Source organism: Alkaliphilus peptidifermentans DSM 18978, from assembly GCF_900101495.1.
Classification (GTDB): Bacteria; Bacillota; Clostridia; order Peptostreptococcales; family Natronincolaceae; genus Alkaliphilus_C; species Alkaliphilus_C peptidifermentans.
Genome location: NZ_FMUS01000003.1, coordinates 134,133 through 151,337, shown reverse-complemented (window position 1 = coordinate 151,337; position 17,205 = coordinate 134,133). Strand labels below are relative to the sequence as shown.

Here is a 17,205-nt window from a genome sequence, read left to right as displayed (position 1 = left end):
AATAGCTCCTCCTGTTATCTTCTTTAATAAGTATTTGCATATGTTCTTAATCGTATTCAGATAATAATTACTGTGTGGAGCAATCACTAGTAAAGGATGTGTGTTAATGGATGATGAAATTCGTTATGGTGAAATAAAAAAAGTTTCAATAATTAGCATTATAGGTAATGTGCTTCTTACTATAATAAAGGGTGTAGTAGGAATGTTTGCTGGTAGTACTGCTCTATTGGCAGATGCCATTCATTCAGCCTCTGATCTTATTGGTACCATAATATTACTTCAGGGACTAAAAATAGCACATCTTCCTCCAGATGAGTCCCATCCCTATGGTCATCATAGGGCGGAATCAATTACCTCTAAAATTTTAGCAATTATATTAATTGTTACTGCTTTGGGGATTGGATATGAAGCGGTAAAAATAATCAGAGTTGGAGAAATATCTCCTCCAGGAGTAATAGCCATATATACAGCCATTCTATCTATTATAGTTAAAGAAGGTATGTATCAATACGGGTTGGCTGTAGGGAAAAGAATAAAAAGTAATGCCGTTATAGCTGATGCCTGGCATCATAGATCTGACGCCTTTTCATCAGTAGCTACTTTGATTGGTATAGCTGGTGCTTTATTTGGATATACCTTTATGGACCCACTGGCAGGTATTATTGTATCCTTACTAATATTAAAAACTGCCGTCACCATATATATAGAGGCAATTAAAGGTCTTATGGATACAGCCCCTGACAAAGATATTATTGATGCTATTGAAGGTGCTGCATTAAATGCTGAGGGTGTAAAATCTGTACAAGATGTTAAGGTTCGTCAATATGGGTCTAAGTACTTTGTAGATATGAAAATTTGTGTGGATCCTAAAATAACAGTTGAAGAAGGACATGGTGCTGCAGCAAGAGCGAAGGTAAATGTTATAAAAACTAATGAAGATGTAAAGGATGTTTTAATTCATGTGAATCCATGCCTAGAAAAAAAAGAAAAGCATTATTGTAATGACTGTGAACATAATCAAAGATAGAATTAAACATAAATTGTATTAATATAGGGGGCTTATATTATGGATCTTAGACAATTAGAAACTTTTGTTGCAGTGGCTAAGTTTAAAAGCTTTTCTAAGGCAGCAGATCACCTTTATTTAACACAACCAACAGTAAGTAGTCATATAGCTAATTTAGAAAAAGAACTTAATACTATACTAATTAACAGAACAAATCGCAAAATTTCCTTAACTAAGGCTGGAGATATTCTTTATGATTATGCTTTAAATATTCTTAATCTAAAGGATGGTGCAATTTATAAGCTTGGTGAATATAAAGGTAAAATTGTCGGTAATATAGAAATTGCATCCAGTACGATTCCTGAACAATATATTCTTCCACAATTATTTTGTCAATTTAATAAAGAATTTCCCGATGTTACCTTTCAAATGCTTCATTATGATTCTCAACAGGTGGTGGAGGGAATTATTCAAGATAGAATAGACTTTGGTATTGTTGGAGCAGAGATCCCTCATCCACAGTTAAACTATGTTGAGCTTATTAATGATGAACTGGTACTGGTAACACCAGCTACTTCAACATATGCTTCCTTTGATGAGGAAATAAGTATTGAAGAAATACTTAATGAGAGATTTATTTTCCGTGAAATAGGTTCTGGCACTCGAAAGCTAGTAGAAAGCAAGCTTGCAGATTTCAAATTTGATATTAGTTCCCTTAATGTAGTTGCTTATATTGAGAATACAGAAGCTATAAAGCAATGTATTCGCAGTGGCCTAGGTGTCTCATTTCTCTCCCAGAAAGCCATTACTGATGAGTTAAAGGCTGGATCGTTAAAGTCTTTTAAAATTAAGGATTTAAATCTGGAACGAAAATTCTATTTTGTTTATCATAAGTATAGAAATCCATCTCCATTGGAATCCACATTTCAAAACTTTGTTTTTAATTATTTTCAAAAAGCAAATGCTTCTGATTAACATCAGAAGCATTTTAAAATTAAATTAAAATGTTTAAGTAAATATATTTTTTAGAAACAAACAAGTAGTCCACCATGTCCAGCGTGAGTTCCTATAACAGGACCCATTGTAGTAATAATTACATCGGTTGGGTTAAATCTTTTCATAATCTCGTCCTTTAATGCAATTGCATCTTCTAGACAATCACAATGGGTAATACCAATAATTCTATCCTTAAAATCATCCTTTTCAGCTGTTAGCTTTTCTAGCATAAAGCTTACAGCTCTTTTTTTCCCTCTAAGGGTTTTTAGAACCTTTACATAGCCTTCTTCAACATGAACGACAAATCTAAGATTTAAAATACTGGCCACCATCTCTTTAGTACGGCTTACCCTTCCCCCCTTAACTGCATTTTCTAGGGTCTCAAGATAAACATATACCTTCATTTGCTCACGATATTCCTTTAGTCTTTCAACTATTTTATTAAGTTCAAGGCCTTCCTCAACCATTTGGCAGGCCTTTAAAACCTGTAGTCCAACTCCTAAAGACCCACTTAAGGAGTCAAATACCTCTACATTATCGCCTGTCATCTTTTTTGTTGCCAGAGCCCCATCATAGGTACCACTAAGCTTTGAAGAGAGATGTATGCTGAGCATCTGCTTAGCCCTCTTAGCTCCTTCCTTAAAAGCATCTAAATAGCTTTGTGGAGAAGGCTGTGATGTTTTAGGTAGAGTTGGTGATTCTGCCATTTTCTTAAAAAATTCCTCATGGCTAAGATTAACGCCATCAACATAGTTTTCCTCATTTATTTCAATATTTAATGGTACGATTAAAATATTATACTTATCAATATAACTTTTGGGTAGGTCACATGAACTATCGGTTATTATTTGCATAAGAAACCTCCTTATAATTATTTAATATTATTTTTCTACATCAATCAGCTATTCCCTTCATTTTTCATTAAAATAAATAAAAAAAGCTTCCATTTATAGTTTGGAAGCTTTTTAACTGTTTTATTTATAGAAAGCCTTATATCCTTTATATGTCATATAGAGGTCAACCTTACTAATTAACTCCATTGGTGCATGCATACTTAGCATTGGGGTTCCGCAGTCAACTACCTCTGCCCCATAATTTGCTAAAATATATGCAATTGTTCCTCCACCACCTTGATCAACCTTCCCTAGTTCTCCCACCTGCCAGGTTACATTATTGTCATTGAAAATTTTTCTGATTTCAGCCAAAAACTCTGCATTTGCATCACTAGAGCCAGATTTACCCCTAACACCAGTATACTTAGTAATAGTTACACCTTTACCTACATAGGAAGCATTCTTTTTATCTAATACTTCTGGATATGTTGGATCAAAGGCAGCAGTTACATCACCTGATAATACTTTTGTGTTTTTAAAAGCTCTACGAATGGCTAAATGACTGTCCTTTCCCTGAAGTGCAAGCAGTTCTGCCACTACATTTTCAAAAAACATAGATTCCATCCCAGTATTCCCCATGCTACCTACTTCTTCCTTATCAACAAACAGACCTACTACTGTAGTATTGGGATTTTCAATCTCTAAAACAGCCTTAAGGGCTGCATAGGAGCACACTCGGTCATCATGACCATGGGCAGCAATCATGCTACGATCTAATCCAACATCACGAGCCTTTCCTGCAGGTACAATCTCAATTTCTGCTACTGTAAAATCTTCTTCAACAATACCATATTTTTCGTGTAATATATTTAGTATATTAAGCTTAACTCTCTCATTAAGATCTTTTCCATCAAATGGAATGTTACCAATCAATATGTTTAAGCCCTCACCTGTAATTCCCTCACCCATTGTTTTTTTCATTTGATCTGCAGCCAAATGAGGTAATAGATCAGTGATATAAAAAACTGGGTCATTCTCGTCCTCACCAATTACAATATTAAGTTTTTCACCATTATTCCTATATATTACACCATGAAGTGCTAATGGAATAGCAACCCATTGATATTTCTTAATGCCACCATAGTAATGGGTTTTAAGTAAAGCAAGACCACCATCTTCGTATAGAGGACATGCTTTTAAATCTAATCGAGGAGCATCTAAATGCGAACCAACTATTCTCATTCCACCATTCTCTATATCTTCTTTCCCAAGTACGAATAGTGCAACCGCTTTATCTCGATTAATAGCATATATCTTTTCTCCTTGCTTTAAGGTACCAATTGACATAGCTTCTTCAAGAGAAATAAAACCATTTTCCTTAGCCTTTCTTACTATTTCATGAACACATTCCCTTTCGGTTTTCCCTTTGTCCATAAAATTTTTGTAGGCTTCACCCAAGGCAAATACTTCATCCATCTCATTATTCTCAAGCTGTTCCCATGCATTCTTAAACTCCTTTGTTAACTTTTCCTGCAGCTTCTTTCCTTGCTCTTCAATTGTCATATTAGATTCTTCCCTCCAAATATTTAATCATAAAATAAATTTTATATGTTACATTAATATTATATTTATATAAAATAAATGTCAACTTTTTCCCTTTTAAAGAGCAAATTAAATACTTGATAGTCCTTAATTGAAAAATATATCATAATTTAAATTTTTTTTATGTTTTGCTTATATGCATAAATGGCTGCTTGCGTTCGATCATTAACGTTTATTTTTTTAAATATATTTGAAACATGATTCTTTACAGTCTTTTCACTTATGTATAAGCTTCCAGCAATTTCTTTATTGTTTAGTCCATCGGCTATAAGGGTTAGTACCTCATACTCTCTTCTTGTTAGCTTATTACTACTTGAATGTTTATTAGAAACATCTCTTCTATTCATTTCTAAGGCTAGTCCAGATGCCAATGAAGGATGTATATATGAAGAACCATTGTATACATCTCTGATGGCCTTTATCAAGCTCTCACTTTCAGCATCCTTTAAGACATACCCATTTGCACCAAGATTTAAAGTTTCAAAAAGGTACTCTTGGTCTTCATGGAAGGTCAACATAATAATCTTTATCGTATTGTTCATATCCTTCAAACGTCTTAAGGTTTGAATTCCATTTAGTTTTGGCATATTAATGTCAAGAAGCACAATATCCGGCCTGAGGTTTTGTACCTTTATGATTGCTTCTTCACCATCTCCAGCCTGTCCAACAATTTCCAAATCATCCTCTAACTCTAATATTTGTTTTAAGCCCTGCCTCACTAATGAATGATCATCCACCAATAACAATTTGATTTTTCCCATTATTATACCTCCCTATTCTTCATTTGGAATTATTGCAGTTATTCTAGTACCTTTATTTAATTCACTTTTGATTTGAAGAGTTCCGTTAAGCAATTCTACTCTCTCACGAATATTAAAAAGACCGAACCCCCCATCACTCCTTATCTGAAATGCCCCTTCCTCTGTATTAAAGCCCATTCCATCATCAGCAACTGATAAAGTTATATTTTTTATGGACATTTCTAGCCTTATCTTAACCTGCTTTGCCTTTGAGTGTTTCCTAACATTATTTAAAGCCTCTTGAATTATTCTAAAAATCGAAAGGTTTTTTATAGGATCTTCTACTGTTAGCTGTGATAAAATAATAAAATCTACAGTAATACCTGATTCTTTCTGAAAGCCCTCTATATACCTTTGTATTGTTGGAATAAATCCAAGATCGTCCAATGACATTGGTCGTAGATTATAAATGATTTTTCTTATATCTTTGATGCTATCCCTTAGAACAATTCTCAATTCCTGTAGCTCTGTCTTAGCCCTCTCTTTATCAATATCAACTAATTTTTCGCATATTTCTGCTTTAATGGTAACATTGGCTAGGGCTTGTGCTGGTCCATCATGAATATCTCTAGCGACCCTCTGTCGTTCTTCCTCTTGAGCCCTAATGATGTTTTTTCCAAAGTTTTGCCTCTGTTGGATATCCTCTAATGTGCTACTTATATCTTGAAGATTTCCCGATAAATATTCCATGGCCACTCCTATCTTAGATATAAGGGCCTCAGCTTTTCTTAATATTTCCTCTGAATTCCGATAACGCATTTCCACTTCATTTCTCAATCTAAATAGATCATTTTCTTGCTGTCTTATAAGTATTAGCTTTATTTGAAGCTGGTTTGCTTTTTCATAGGCCGTCCGTATATCATCTTCCCGATACTTAACAAAATCTTTACTAACATCTAGAAGCCTATTTCTGCTTTTCTTCTCTTGTGATTCAATTTTTTCCACCTCAGCAATAATTCCATGCATTTTTACTTTGATTTCTTCAAGCTTTCTTTTTAGAGCATTACACTCTTTACGTGCATTTTCTGCGATATCAAATATAGCCTCTTGGCTCTCTTCTATAGCAGAAATTGTTTTATTTAATATCATATTCATATGCTCAACATCAACAGTTCCATTTGACATAATATCCACCTCGAAACATTCTCTAAATTTCATATTTCTTCACTAAATAACAATTTCCTCTATTTTAAAGGGTTAATTATAAAACTTAAAAGGATTAGGACTTTATGACTACAATATAGCTTTTTCAATGAAATAGGATTAAAAACATAGATATATAATGCTAACATTGTTGAAAAAACTCATTTATATTTTCTTCAAATTCGACAGTGTCGAGGCGCAAGAAAATCCAGCCAACGCATCGTATACAGAAATACGCAGGTCTGGATTTTGTAATAACTCTCATTCATCTAACAAGACGATAATCCATCAATAACCATTCATCTTGTTTTTTTATCATTTCAACATTATAAGTAATTTCCTCAAAGGTGATTTCATTTAAACCCATTAACTCCCACAGTAATACTACTTCTATCATTACTATGTTATTTTTTAGTCCAACAACTTTAAATTCTTGTATATTAAAGCCATTTATTAATTCATAACATGTTGGTTCTTCCATTATATGTGTAAAAATCTCTACATCTTCACTTAATAAAGGATCTGTTTCTAGTTTTTCTAGTTCAACCTTAATTTCTATTGGCTTTAAATCATTTTCTGTTAATAGACTATTAAAAAGTTTAGCCCTTTGAAGAAATATTTCTTCAAATCTATCCTTAACTTCCTCTTCATATAAATTTTTATCATGTTCATGAAGAGCAGCAAAAATATTATGATGATGGGCAGCAAATAATCCTAATAGTAAGATTAGTACAACTATCTTCTTCATACTTTTCCCCCTTTATTTATAATGAACACTAAATATTGTGTGTCCTATTATAAACAATAGGAGAAAAGAAATTTGCTCTTTCTTGGAGACATTCAATAATAATTAAACAACAGAAGGTGTCATTTTTTTTTCAAAGACAAATATCCTACATATTGTCCAACATTTCAATATTTTTCTTTTCTTCTTCACTTAATACTTTTTCTAAATCTAATAATATTACCATTCTTTCATCTACCTTAGCGATACCACTAATAAATCTTTGATCAATGTCAGCTATTAAGTCTGGTGCAGGATCTATGTCCTTTTCATCAATGGTTAAAACCTGTGAGGCATCGTCTACAATAAATCCTACCTGTTTCTCACTTAAGTTAATTATTATAATTCGCACATCTGCTGTATTTTCCTTTAACTCTAAATGAAATTTTCTACGAAGGTTAATAATGGGAGTAATGACACCACGATAGTTAATAATTCCATCTACAAATTTGGGTGAGTTAGGAATTTTTACACTTTCTTTAAACTCACTGATTTCTTTTACGTGCATAATGTCAACACCGTATTCCTCTTTATCTAACTTAAATATTACATATTGTCTCTCTGCCATATTATTCCCTCCTTTTTTAATATAAAGTAAAAGTATTTTATTTACTTATTTTATTCGATACTAATTTATTAATTCCTTTAAAAGTGGAGAACTTTTGTCAAAAAATGCGATGGAAACTGAATAAAAATACAGTTTCCATCCTTTAGACTATTAAATTAATCAACAAGCTCTATGCTTTCCAACTGTTTCTTAAAGGTCTTACGGAAAGCCTCTATATATTCTTCTCTTAATGCCTTCTGCTCACTTTTCTCTTCATCAGTAAGCTCTCCATTTTTTGCTATTCTAGCCAACTCATTAATTCGAGTAAGTTTTTCCTTTGTAACCATATAATACACTCCTTCAATTCCTAATCATTTATCAATATATCATATTTTTATAGGTTTATAAAGGGTTATCTATATTTTCCTGTGCTTCCTTTTCCTCGTATTCAAAACTCAGTTCATCATTTGCAGTTTGCTTTTTTTCTTCATTAGATCCTATCTGTAGTTGGGGTAAATCTTTACCTGCTTCCTTTTCGCTAGCTTCATTACTAATAGTACTTAGGGCCTTAAATATTTGCATCATCTTCATTAAAGATTCACCTTGTTCATCATTCACCATAGGCTTTACCATGTTAACTATATCCATTTCATCAATTTTTTCTTTACTGGATATTGATTTCATTAGCTTTAGAAAACCTATAAGAATCTTAAGTTCTTTCGTCTTACTTTTAATATCGCCTTCTACTAAAGGCTCAAAAATCTCTATATACTTTTCTATGGTTTCAATAGATACTTCTGCACTTGATAGCTGTTGTAATTCTTTAATCTTGCTCCCCATCATATTGGCCTTTAAATTAAGCTCTATCGCCTTATGAATTACATCTCTTTTTTCGTCGTCTACAAATTCTGCTATATCCATCAACATGTATCTTTTTCTATCATCTAATGATAAGGAGTGATACTTCGTTTCATGGTTCTGCATCTTGGAAATTTCCATTAGACTTTTTACCTTTACAACTATATGTAATATCATCTCTGATCTATGAAGAATATTTTGCTCCTCTGGCTTCATATAGCCCTTTATTCTATTTAGTAATCTTATTTTTTTCTCTAATTCCATTGTATCTACCTTGCTAAAGTTAAGTACTTCAGGTATTTTACTAGAAGCCATCATCATAACAGGTAAAAATAAAATCCAATTCTGTTGCAAAAAGCTGTTATTTATTATAGGATCCTTTAGATCTCTTGCTTTATTCCCATCCATTGTTTTTCCTCCCTTTCTGGCTTTTTCTCTTTCTAAGTAATATATATTGCAGTGGTGTTTGAATTATTAAACTAATTGTTAAATACCATAAGAATTTTTATATAAATACTTATAAAAAAACATATTTTAGTGGCAAAAGTTGATCTGGAGGCATAACTATAGATAGATGAGAAATTTAAATTAGTAATTATGTCTAGGAGGGATATTGTGGACAGAAAAAAATTAAATGAACTGATGGCAGCAGCAAAATCAGGAGATTATTCTAAATTAGAAGATGTAAGAGATTTAATTTCTGACGATGATTATCAAAAAGCTCTAAGTCTATTCAATCAATATAGTCATAAATCTGAAGATGAAATTCTAAAGGAGCTAGCAAAATTAAAGCATACTATACCAAATCAACAAGAAATTATTGATAAACTGCAACCTTTTTTAAACGCTGAACAAAAAGAAAAGCTCCAGAGGGTATTAGAATATTTAGAGGAAGATTAAAAAGCAGTCTTAACTTAACTTTTCAGTTATGTTAAGACTGCTGAGGTTGTTGAAAAAGTCAACAATATCCAGACTGTTCAAAATTCTTCAGATTCGAGGCGCAAGAAAACCCAGCGAACGCAGCGTATACGTAATACGTGAGGGTGCTGGGTTTTTGCAGCAACGAAGAAGATGGAGGATTTTCAACAGTCTGAGCAGTCTTAACTTAACTTTTCAGTTATGTTAAGACTGCTTTTATACTGAGCTAATAAACATCCCATTATTAATGCAATGTGACTACCTCTTCCACCTTTTTAACTATTTGATGACTTGTTATAAGTTGGCTGCATGCATTTATATCAGTATACATTATACGGTCTTCATTAAGTGTTTCTATACTCTTACGGATTTCATTGTAGGCAATACTAGTTCCTTTACCCAATTCATAACCCTCATAAAAATCAATTGCCTGTGCAGCTGCCAATAGTTCTATTGCCAATACATTTACAGCATTATTATATATTTCTCTAGCTTTTCTAGAAGCAATAGTTCCCATTGATACATGATCCTCTTGATTAGCAGAGGATGGTATAGAGTCTACACTTGCCGGATGAGCTAACACCTTATTCTCCGAAACCAAAGATGCAGCAGAATATTGCATTATCATAAATCCGGAGTTCAAGCCACCTTTAGCTGTTAAAAAGGCTGGTAGACCACTTAGTTGCGGATTAACAAGTCGCTCTATCCTTCTTTCAGATACATTTGCCAATTCAGCAATGGCTATACCTAAAAAGTCAAATGCCAATGCCATTGGCTGTCCATGAAAGTTACCACCAGAGATTACCTCTTCTTCAGCAGTAAATATTAAAGGATTATCGGTGGCGGCATTCATTTCAATGCTTACTTTTTCTTCAACATATTTTATAGCATCTCTACTTCCACCATGAATCTGTGGAATACATCGAATTGTATAGGCGTCTTGTACCCTTAATTCACCTTGGCGGGTTTTAAAAGTACTTCCCTCCAATAGCATTCTAAGATTTTCAGCAGACTCCATCTGACCAGGGTGGGGTCTTACTTGATGTACCTTTGGATCAAATGCATCAATTATTCCCCTTTGTGCTTCAACTGTTAATGCTCCAGCAATATCTACCAGCTTTAAAAGCTGCTTACAATCATATACATTTAAGGCTCCAATTGCAGTCATAACTTGAGTACCATTAATTAAAGCAAGACCTTCCTTAGAAGTTAATTTAATAATTGAAATGCCTGCTTTTTCCATAGCCTCTTTTCCTGACATTCTTGTACCTTTATATATTGCTTCACCTTCACCAATCATCACAAGTACCATATGGGATAATGGAGCTAGGTCCCCACTGGCCCCCAAAGACCCTTTTTCTGGTATGATTGGGTGTACTCCCTTATTCAGCATATCAATTAAGGTAGTAACTGTACTGTAGCGAATTCCTGAAAACCCTTTAGCAAGTGCATTTGCCCTTAAAAGCATAATACCCCTTACAGTATCCTCTGGCAATGGATTTCCTACACCGCATGCATGACTAATTATCAAATTTCTTTGAAGTTCCTCTGCTTCATCTTTTGAAATTGCAACATCACTAAACTTTCCAAAGCCGGTAGTAATACCATAGACTACTTTTTCTTCATCTACATATTTATCAACCAGCTGTCTGCTGGCTTTAATTTTATCAATAGCCTCTGTGCTAATATCTACATGATAAAACCCTCTAGCCACCTTAACAACATCTTCTAATGTCAAATTATACCCATCAATAACAACTTTTTCCAACAAGCTCACTCCTTTAATTAGAAAATCATCTATCTTTAGTATATTTTATCTTTATTAGAATTTCTACAGGAATAAAATATCTCCTTCTCATATTTACAATTTTTTTATAACACTTCAACAAATTTTAGCAGGGTGTCGTTTTACTGTGATAAACTATTAAATCTATATAGAGAAAAGCTGAGACAAATTCGTCTCAGCTTCTTATTTTAATCTTTTTTTAATTTCATCATACACTAATTCAGCTGATTGGCCTCTGGCTGTTATAACAGGTGATTTGGTTACTGCATCCTCAATACCAAGTACATTTGATTCTTGACCGGTAACAACAATTGCATCAAACCTGTTTAAATCTTTTCCGTTTTCTAAGCTTTCTACCTCATAGCCCTTCTGCTGTAAATAATCTCTAACATCTGTCAATGAATGTTCCACAGCTATTCTATTCTTCACTTAAACACCTCCTAATAATGTAAGTAAACTCTTTCATTATATTATTTGGTGTTTAAGTAGATATTATTCTGTTATATAATTATAATCAGTAATAACTGCACCCAGTATATTACTGGTGAGCTTTGCTAAATTATAACCACTAAAGTCAAATTCCTTTTCTTTTACAGACACTGCTAGGTATACTATTCCCTGCAGCTCTCCATTAAATATAATTGGAGTTGCAATAACTGACTTCCAATTTGGAGCACCGGTGAAAATATCTATATGACTAACATCCTCCCAGTCAATTAAATACTCGCCTTGCTTAGTCTGTATAACCTTTTCAATAAGCTTATTGTTATAGCTATAGGTTTTTATCCATTCGTCTATGAAGCGCTTTCGTCCAAACTGGGTTAATATTTCATTGTTTTTTACTATAAACAAAATTCCATCTTCTGCTTCTAATATTTCGATTAGTCTACCTAGCAAAGTGTATATTTTTTCTTCTATGGAATAATCTTCGGTTATTATCTCTACTGCCTCCGCCAAAACCAATACATTTCTTTGATCTTGTACAATATTTCCAGTTACGATTCCTGCAAGCTTATCTACTCGTTTATTAACAAATCTAATACCATCTTCCCAAACCACTGATTGGTTTCTCCCCTGTTCCTTTGCAGTATATAAGGCTTGGTCGGCTCTCTCAATAATAGTGTCCTTATTTACACCATCATGGGGATAACTGGCTATTCCACAGCTAATTGTAAGTTCAACATCATCACCTAAAAGTTTTGCATCACTAAAGCCTGTTCTTATTTTTTCAGCCACCAATAAGGCATCCATTTTTGATGCTCTAGGTAATAAAATAATAAATTCTTCTCCCCCATATCTACCAGCATAATCGGTGCTTCGAATATTGTTCTTTATAATGTGTCCTACCTCTGTAAGAACCAAATCTCCTCTTTGATGTCCGTAGGTATCATTTACACTCTTAAAATGGTCTATATCACACATTATGATTGAAAAAATATGTTCGTAATCCTTTGAATATTCAATTTCATCCTGCAATACTTTTTCAAAGTATTTTCTAATATATGTTCCTGTTAGTTTATCTATAGAAGAGGATATTTTTAGGTAGTAGTTATTCAACATAATACCTAATAATGGAACTAGCTCTTCACACTCCTTAAGGGTATCGTGGGAAAAATTATTAAATACTTTATCTGTCTCTAGGTACAAAAAACCTGCTATCTTTTCTTGTTCATATCTTGCAAAATTCCGCTGCTCTGTTTCAATAGTTTGTACACCTTTATTCTTATTAATAATAGGTACAACCATAAGGGCTCTGGAGTCTTTCTGGGAATCATCGTTTCCATCTAATGGCTGTATAAAGCTGTTTTCTACGATTAACCCCTCTCTTATTGTGGATGATTTCTCTAGTATATAGTTAATAGATTTTAAATCAATTTTTTCTCCGAAGGAAGTAATTATTTCATATCCTTCTTCTGCAATACCAATTAAAATCCCTCTAGTTGCTAAAACAAGCTTACCTGCTAGTTTTATGGATAGATCTAGATTATAGTCAATATCATTAGTTAAAGACTCTATCAGATCCATGGTGTTCTCTACTTCTATAGGAAATAAATTCTTATATTGCTCCAAGGCTAGCTGATAAAAGGCTGGATTATTAAACAGCTCTTGGAACTTACTTATATCAAAAAAATCATCTAGGTTAATATATTCCTCTAAATTATCTGTGTCTAATGTAGTATTAGTATCATTAAACTTCTTATTAAGAATTACTTCCTTCATAATAAAGAGTTGATGATTTACTTGGTATTTATCTTCTCTTAAAAAATATGATTTCTTAAATTCATCAGGTATTCTATTAATAATTAACTGTATTATTTCTAGCACACTGAAATAATAGGTGGCAGCACGATAATAATCTTGCTTTTCTAAATATGCCTCTGCCAATTTTTTATAAATTTTACTCTTTAACTCCTTAGAGTTAACAGATACAAATGGAATTATTGACTCCTCTATAAATGAAATTAAGTTATCCTGATTTTTTGCTATTGCCTTTAGGAAGATCCTCAGTATTTGAAAATACTCATTATTATATTCTTCGATTAGCACTTCATCTTTAGCCAATAAATCCCTTGCTAAGTCTAGCTGATTTCTATCGCAGTAATACATAGCAGCCTCTAACAAAATAAGTCTATGATCCCTCACATAATTTGTGTTGGAGTACTGTTCAATTACTTCAAATAGGTATTTATCTTCCATAGGCTCTTTATTAAGAGATAATGTCATAAATTCTAGCTTCTTCATTAACAAGTACTGCCTTGACTCATTTTCATTGAATTCAGTAAAATACTCATTTATTATTTCCTTGGCTTTTTTGTACTGACCCATTTCAAAGTAAAAACGACATGATACAAGAAGAAAATTGGCCCTATAGAGACCTCCAGTCTTGGCTTGATGTTCATTTCGTGTTTTAACTAAATAATTATATGCACTCTTGTAGTCACAAATATCTATATAACATTCTACAAGGTTTATATAGCTCAATATTTTGATAGTTTCTTCCTCATATTCTAGTGCCAATAAAACATTCTTGTTTAATACCTCTATTGCTTTGTTAAACTCATAGTCGATCATATATGAATCTGCTATATTATTATAAGTAACTATAACGTCTTCTACCCTATGATATTGCTGGGCAATTTTAAGAGATTTTTCTAGGTAATCCCGTGCCTGCTTACTATCTTGAAAATGGTCTTGAAGTATAACTCCAATATTATTTATTGGTCGACATGTATCTTCGATCTTATTTGCTTTTTCTAAATAGACTACACTTTCTTTGAATAAGCTAAGTGCTTTTACTTCTTTCCCTTTATATGAATAGTTAACCCCTACTTGACTTAGGAACATTCCTATATAGTCATCTCGATTAAGTTCTCGGGCGACATCTAAATATTTGGTGCAAATTTCACTCATTTTATCGATTCTTCGGCTAAACATATATACTCTTGTTAATAAATATGCAGTTCTTAAAAGTCCTTCATTGTATCCATAGGCTTCAGCATTTTCTATGCATTCCAGAAAACATTTTTCTGCTTCAATCAATTCATTACGATATAAAGCAATAAATCCAATTCTAATTTTTGCATCAATAATTAACTCTACATCATTAACAGTAGCAAGCTTAGTTGCCTCTGTAAAATACTCAACTGCTTCTTTATTTTTTCCTTGATTCTGATAAACATCACCGATTTTAATCAATAAATATAACTTGCGTTTATCAACTGATTCATTAATTAATGAATGGGCTCGCATGTAAAATACCAATGCCTGGGAGTGGATTTTTAAATCATACATTCTATCTCCTGCATCTATACAATAATCTATTGCTTTCTCTCTTTGATTTGATTGTAGAAGATGATAAATTAATTCATCCTTGTTTTCTCTTCCTTCTCTCATATATAAGTCCTCAAGGACGGTGCTTACACTCAAATGTAACTCTATTCTTAAATCTTCATCAATTGTGTTATAAATATATCCTTTAAACTCTTTTCTAAAAAAGCCATAGGTGTAGCCCCAATCTTCTAACTTTTCATTAAGTATTCTAAGCTGAGTTAAGCGTCGCAAGTGGTTAGATATATCATCCTCTTCTCCAAGAATCGCTGTTATGATTTCAAGTGAAACAGATGTATTAAATAGCGATATAATTTTCACTATATTCTTTGTTAATTGGTCAAAGGTTTCAAATTGTTTAACGGCTGCTTCGTCAATATTATCAGTTATCTTAATTTGAGAATAGTCATCTGTAGTTTTATGCCAAGCGAAGCCATCGAATTTTGTACTATAATCAACAATTATCATTTTTTGAGCAAATAGCTCCCTCATGGCCTCTTCTATATATGCAGGTATTCCATCAGCTTCCTTCATTACTCTTGTGGCAAAATTAAGGGGTTCCTGATTCCATCCTAGGATATGCTTAATAACCTTTGCCGTTTCTTCAACTGTAAGTCTTGATAGCCTTGTTTCTAATGTATAATCATTCCTTTGCCATTGCTCAATATAATTCATTATTGACTCATTGGTTAGCTCATCTTTAATAAAGCTTAAAAGCACAGTAATGGGTGCTTTTTTTAGCTTGCTGATTTTAAGTAGATAGTCTATAAATTCTGCTACAGTATGATCAACGTATTGGAAATCATCAATTATTATTAGAGTAGGTTGATTAGCTGTTCCTTCGATTATAAAGTTTGATACACGGTCGTAGAGCTTCAATATTTCTTTACCCTCTGAAAGGGGACGGGCAGGTATAATATTCTTGTTGGCGCCAATTTCAGGTATAATCTTAATAAGTTCATTTGCATACTTATGTATAATATTTGAGGTAGTAATTTTTAATATTCCTTTAAGAATACCCGCAGAAAGCTTATAGAAATTCTCATTGCTGGATGTAACTGTAGTGCCAAAGGTTTTGTAGCCCTTCCATCTCATCTGGTTTCTAACTTCACTTACAAATCTAGTCTTACCTATTCCTTTATCGCCATGTATTAGCATAAGATTTTTGTGTGACTGCTCTTGAATATCAAGTATTTTTTTAAGTTCTACATCTCTGCCAATAATTGGAGTTTTAAAATTAAGCTTTTCTAGAGGGCTTTTATCTTCTATTAAACCATCTAGTCTAAATACTTCCTTAACGTGACGATTTAATTCATGAATAGATTGATAACGTTCAAAGAAATCTAAATGGGTCATTTTTTTAAAGGTTTCAAACAGTAAATATTCCCTACTGTTTACTTCTGTTTTTTCAAAGTGGTTCATTCTATTAATTAATTTATGATATTGAAATTCTTGATTTGTATAGAGGTAAAAAAATAGTGCTCCCAGTGAATAAATATCTGTATAGCTTCCTAATTCAATACCGTAGGTAAGTTCTGGCGCACGACAACTAATGGACATCTCATCAAGATACCTTTTATTTATTTCATACTTCTTTAATGAAACCAAATCAAGAAGCTTTATATTAATGTCATTTTCATGCCGGAAAACAAACATTGTATCAATGCCTATAAATTTATATATATGCCCATGAAAATGCAAATAATCTAAAACCAAGGCTGCTTTGGTATAGACATTTAATATTTCTTCCTCTGATAATTGTATATTATGATTGATTAAAGATTCAGTATCATAATACTCTGTTGTATAGTAGAATCTTCTATCATTTATTCTTTTATCATCAATGGTCTCAATAATCCCATAGTTATAAACTTGCAATAGGTTGGGATGTTGTATAGAAGTCAATTCATAAAAATTGTTATTGCAAAAAGTTATAAATTCATTAGAGTATTGTGTATGATTTATAATATATAAAATAACCTTCTTATTTTTTTGTAGTAAATCTTGTACAATATATTTACTATAGAGACTTTCCTGTTCTTTTATGTCTTCTATTCTATAGCGATTGTTAATTAACTCCATTTTTCCACTTCCCCGAATATAG

General features: G+C 32.5%; 14 protein-coding genes. 3 read left to right on the top strand and 11 right to left on the bottom strand.

Annotated features, from left to right (window positions below):
* Positions 1-106 precede the first annotated feature (106 nt).
* Both BLP68_RS03600 and BLP68_RS03595 read left to right on the top strand, forming a co-directional pair.
* A complete protein-coding gene (locus BLP68_RS03600) occupies positions 107-1,027 on the top strand; it encodes a cation diffusion facilitator family transporter (protein WP_091540117.1) in 921 nt (306 codons plus the stop codon).
* Between the two features lie 39 nt (positions 1,028-1,066).
* Positions 1,067-1,981: a selenium metabolism-associated LysR family transcriptional regulator gene (locus tag BLP68_RS03595; protein ID WP_091540115.1), complete on the top strand. Its 915-nt coding sequence runs from the start codon at positions 1,067-1,069 to the stop codon at positions 1,979-1,981.
* Between the two features lie 50 nt (positions 1,982-2,031).
* On the opposite strand, the gene BLP68_RS03590 is transcribed toward BLP68_RS03595, so the two are convergent.
* From BLP68_RS03590 to BLP68_RS03555, 8 genes are all read right to left on the bottom strand, one after another.
* Positions 2,032-2,856 (bottom strand): DegV family protein, encoded by an 825-nt coding sequence (locus BLP68_RS03590; RefSeq protein WP_091540112.1) that lies wholly within the window; start codon positions 2,854-2,856, stop codon positions 2,032-2,034.
* 120 nt (positions 2,857-2,976) lie between these two features.
* Positions 2,977-4,398 (bottom strand): aminopeptidase, encoded by a 1,422-nt coding sequence (locus BLP68_RS03585; RefSeq protein ID WP_091540111.1) that lies wholly within the window; start codon positions 4,396-4,398, stop codon positions 2,977-2,979.
* A gap of 149 nt (positions 4,399-4,547) precedes the next feature.
* Positions 4,548-5,198: a response regulator gene (locus BLP68_RS03580; protein ID WP_091540108.1), complete on the bottom strand. Its 651-nt coding sequence runs from the start codon at positions 5,196-5,198 to the stop codon at positions 4,548-4,550.
* 12 nt (positions 5,199-5,210) lie between these two features.
* A complete protein-coding gene (locus BLP68_RS03575) occupies positions 5,211-6,362 on the bottom strand; it encodes a sensor histidine kinase (RefSeq protein ID WP_091540106.1) in 1,152 nt (383 codons plus the stop codon).
* A gap of 283 nt (positions 6,363-6,645) precedes the next feature.
* A complete protein-coding gene (locus BLP68_RS03570; RefSeq protein ID WP_091540105.1) occupies positions 6,646-7,128 on the bottom strand; it encodes a hypothetical protein in 483 nt (160 codons plus the stop codon).
* Between the two features lie 145 nt (positions 7,129-7,273).
* Positions 7,274-7,732 (bottom strand): chemotaxis protein CheW, encoded by a 459-nt coding sequence (locus BLP68_RS03565; RefSeq protein WP_091540103.1) that lies wholly within the window; start codon positions 7,730-7,732, stop codon positions 7,274-7,276.
* 155 nt (positions 7,733-7,887) lie between these two features.
* A complete protein-coding gene (locus BLP68_RS03560; protein WP_091540100.1) occupies positions 7,888-8,058 on the bottom strand; it encodes a DUF896 domain-containing protein in 171 nt (56 codons plus the stop codon).
* Between the two features lie 55 nt (positions 8,059-8,113).
* A complete protein-coding gene (locus BLP68_RS03555; RefSeq protein ID WP_091540098.1) occupies positions 8,114-8,977 on the bottom strand; it encodes a hypothetical protein in 864 nt (287 codons plus the stop codon).
* Positions 8,978-9,184: 207 nt separating this feature from the next.
* Between BLP68_RS03555 and BLP68_RS03550 the strand changes: the two genes are divergently transcribed.
* Entirely contained in the window at positions 9,185-9,469 is a 285-nt protein-coding gene (locus tag BLP68_RS03550) for a hypothetical protein (RefSeq protein WP_091540096.1), read from the top strand.
* Positions 9,470-9,731: 262 nt separating this feature from the next.
* Here the strand turns inward: BLP68_RS03550 and hutH are convergent, their stop codons facing one another.
* The 3 genes from hutH to BLP68_RS03535 all read right to left on the bottom strand — a co-directional run bounded on the left by hutH (position 9,732) and on the right by BLP68_RS03535 (position 17,183).
* Entirely contained in the window at positions 9,732-11,255 is a 1,524-nt protein-coding gene (gene hutH, locus BLP68_RS03545) for a histidine ammonia-lyase (protein ID WP_091540093.1), read from the bottom strand.
* 201 nt (positions 11,256-11,456) lie between these two features.
* Positions 11,457-11,702 (bottom strand): YkuS family protein, encoded by a 246-nt coding sequence (locus BLP68_RS03540; RefSeq protein WP_091540090.1) that lies wholly within the window; start codon positions 11,700-11,702, stop codon positions 11,457-11,459.
* A gap of 63 nt (positions 11,703-11,765) precedes the next feature.
* Positions 11,766-17,183, bottom strand: coding sequence for a diguanylate cyclase (locus tag BLP68_RS03535; RefSeq protein ID WP_091540087.1), 5,418 nt, complete (start codon positions 17,181-17,183; stop codon positions 11,766-11,768).
* Positions 17,184-17,205: the final 22 nt, after the last annotated feature.